The 2,552-nt window shown below is 37.8% G+C and carries 3 protein-coding genes and 1 rRNA gene; 3 read left to right on the top strand and 1 reads right to left on the bottom strand.

Going from position 1 to position 2,552, the window contains the following annotated elements:
* Positions 1-146: 146 nt before the first annotated feature.
* Positions 147-262 (top strand): 5S ribosomal RNA (gene rrf, locus B9P78_RS09440).
* 65 nt (positions 263-327) lie between these two features.
* Here rrf and B9P78_RS09435 read toward each other — a convergent pair.
* Positions 328-1,152 carry a metallophosphoesterase gene (locus tag B9P78_RS09435; RefSeq protein WP_094519175.1) on the bottom strand — a complete coding sequence of 275 codons (825 nt, stop codon included), beginning with the start codon at positions 1,150-1,152 and terminating at the stop codon, positions 328-330.
* Between the two features lie 124 nt (positions 1,153-1,276).
* Here B9P78_RS09435 and B9P78_RS09430 point away from each other — a divergent pair, with 124 nt between their 5' ends.
* Positions 1,277-1,657, top strand: coding sequence for a bacterocin transport accessory protein (locus B9P78_RS09430; RefSeq protein WP_094519174.1), 381 nt, complete (start codon positions 1,277-1,279; stop codon positions 1,655-1,657).
* 121 nt (positions 1,658-1,778) lie between these two features.
* Positions 1,779-2,405 (top strand): hypothetical protein, encoded by a 627-nt coding sequence (locus tag B9P78_RS09425; protein WP_094519173.1) that lies wholly within the window; start codon positions 1,779-1,781, stop codon positions 2,403-2,405.
* Positions 2,406-2,552: the final 147 nt, after the last annotated feature.

Genomic DNA, 2,552 nt, shown 5'->3' with positions numbered 1-2,552 from the left:
GGCTAGAAGTGGAAGTGCAGCGATGTATGGAGCGGACTAGTACTAATCGGTCGAGGACTTATCCAATGGATATTAAGATTGTATGATGGAATACGGTTAACGACTTACAGATTCAGTTTTGAGCGAATAAAGCTCACACAATATTGTGTGGTAATGATGGCAAGAAGGTCACACCTGTTCCCATCTCGAACACAGAAGTTAAGCTTCTTAGCGCCGAATGTAGTTGGGGGTTTCCCCCTGTGAGACTAGGACGTTGCCATGCAAGTGTAAAAACCAGCGGTTAGCCGCTGGTTTTTTTGTGTCTTCATTTAAAAAAATCAAGAAGGGTTAAAACTTCTTGATATATAGGGCTTGAGTAATTTCTTGATATAGATTAGTAGAGCGCCATTCGCGCTCATATCCTAACGAATTGCTGATATAGTGGATGCCATCTTTTTTCATTTGATGACGGATATGAACGTGGCCCATAATGCTATGTGTTATAGGAAATGAGTCATAGAATGGTAAAAAATCATCTGTAGCTATATAGGCGTTAAAGAAGTCGAAGACACGATTGGGCATGGGTATGGTAAATTCTGGAATAGTAATGACATGGGTCATGAGTAGTATTTCTTTTGCATGAAGGTCTTCAACGGCATATTCTAAATCTTTCTTAGTTTCACGGGCAAAGTATTTGGATACTTCTTGATCCGATGCTTGCCAATCTAAACGATTCTTATCTTGCCAGGTGACTAATTTGTAGTGACCTTTGTTTAATTGGTTTTCAGTGAAGTGGGGTGCGTGATAGGCGTGATTATACCAGCCAGTTTGACCGATAATAGCGGTGTCTTCATTCAACATGATAACGTTGTTTAGTAGGCTTTGTGGATGATTTTTATAGATATCATGGATAGCTAAGGTAGTTTTCTTGTCATGTTGTTCTTGCCAGTAATCATGATTACCTGGAATAAAGTATATGTGACTATGAGATCGGGTTTGTAACGCTTCCACGAAGGCAAGTGTATCTTGGTAATAGTTAGAAATATCGCCACCAATATAGACTTGGTTCAATTCATGATCTTCAATGACCTGTGTTAAGGTTTGAAGAAAGTCGTTGGTTTGATAGTGTTTACTTCGATCAATATGTAAATCGGATATAAAGCCAATGTTCATTTTATTCTCCTTGGTATAGTATCTATCTTATTCTACCAGTATTTGCCTAAAATGCATATTTGTTGAATTTTAGGGCGTAAACGCTTAGTATGAAGGTATTAATACATTATAAGGAGGCATTACCATGACTGAAAATATTCAACCAGTTAGCCAAGAAGAATTTGAAGATTTAATTAAGGAATTTAAGGAAGTTTCACCTAACGTTGCCAATAGCATGTTAGATGAAGAAGAACCAAAATTATTATTTATTGGTCGTTCTACTTGCCAATATTCTCGTAAATACTTACCTAAATTAATTGCAGCTTTAGGTGAAGATGTTGAGAATACGTACTTCTTAGATTCTGAACATACTGCTACTGATGATGCCTTAGCGGATTTCCGTTTTGAAGTAGGGGCTAAGACTGTTCCTTCATTGGTGTACGTTGGTGGCGATGGCCGTTTTACTAACTTAGCTGCGGATTCTTCTAACTCTGTTGAAGATATTAAAGCTTCCATTGAACGTTAATCGTTTAATGAATCTTAATAGACCTTTGTGAAAGGGTTAAGAAAGCTTTAAAGTCCCTGAAATCGTTTGAATCTACTATCTTTTTTCTTTAGACTTATTAGTAAGGAAAGGTGTGATAGTAATGAAAACGCCAAAAGTAGTAATGGGATTACTGACAGCAACGGTATTAGTTGCCGGATATACTATTAACCACGTTCAAGCAGATGAGCAAAACAATACAATCTATGAAGCAAGTCAAGTTGCGACGACCACTAGTTCATCTAGTGATACAAGTAAGGAAAGTGTTGTTGCTAATAGCGAGACTGCAGTTCAAGCAGATGATGTAGTCATTGAAAGTGACGAAACAACATTAACAGAAACTGAGACAAGTGAAGTTGATGAAAGTGTCACTACAAGTGTTGCAGAACCAGTGAATAGTGAATCAGTAACAACTGATGTTGAAACTGAAACGGATACGACTACTGAAGCACCTGTGACTGAGACTGCCAATGGTGTGGCTGACTCTGAAACAGAAGCTACAACGTCATTGGACAATCAAAGTATTGATACTAGCGTGCCTGATCAAAGTGACAATCGTCAAATTATTATTGATAGATTAGGTTTACCTAGCGATGCATTAGATGTTTATAGTGATGCCCAAATTGCGCAATCACGTCAGGAAGCAGAAGCTTTGGGTGCTGATCCAGGCTATTCTTATAGCTGGTTATTGAGCCAAACACCGGATAAGGTATCTACTGAGTCCATGTAAAAAGTGCAATATAGAATCACGAGGCTGGGACAAAAGGCCTCTAAAAAGGCGTACAGAATTCTTAAAAAGAGTTGTGTACGCCTTTTACTTTGAAAAAATTCTTATAAATTTTGATTGAAATATATCATGGGAACAGGTTAAAGGACT

Origin of the sequence: Aerococcus sp. 1KP-2016, from assembly GCF_002252085.1 — a bacterium.
Lineage (GTDB): Bacteria > Bacillota > Bacilli > Lactobacillales > Aerococcaceae > Aerococcus.
This window is presented reverse-complemented; position numbering and strand designations above follow the sequence as displayed.

What these genes read in the sequence shown, in the direction of transcription:
- B9P78_RS09425 (WP_094519173.1), top strand. Translation starts at nt 1,779, where the DNA reads ATGAAAACGCCAAAAGTAGTAATGGGATTACTGACAGCAACGGTATTA.
- B9P78_RS09430 (WP_094519174.1), top strand. Translation starts at nt 1,277, where the DNA reads ATGACTGAAAATATTCAACCAGTTAGCCAAGAAGAATTTGAAGATTTA.
- B9P78_RS09435 (WP_094519175.1), bottom strand. Translation starts at nt 1,152, where the DNA reads ATGAACATTGGCTTTATATCCGATTTACATATTGATCGAAGTAAACAC.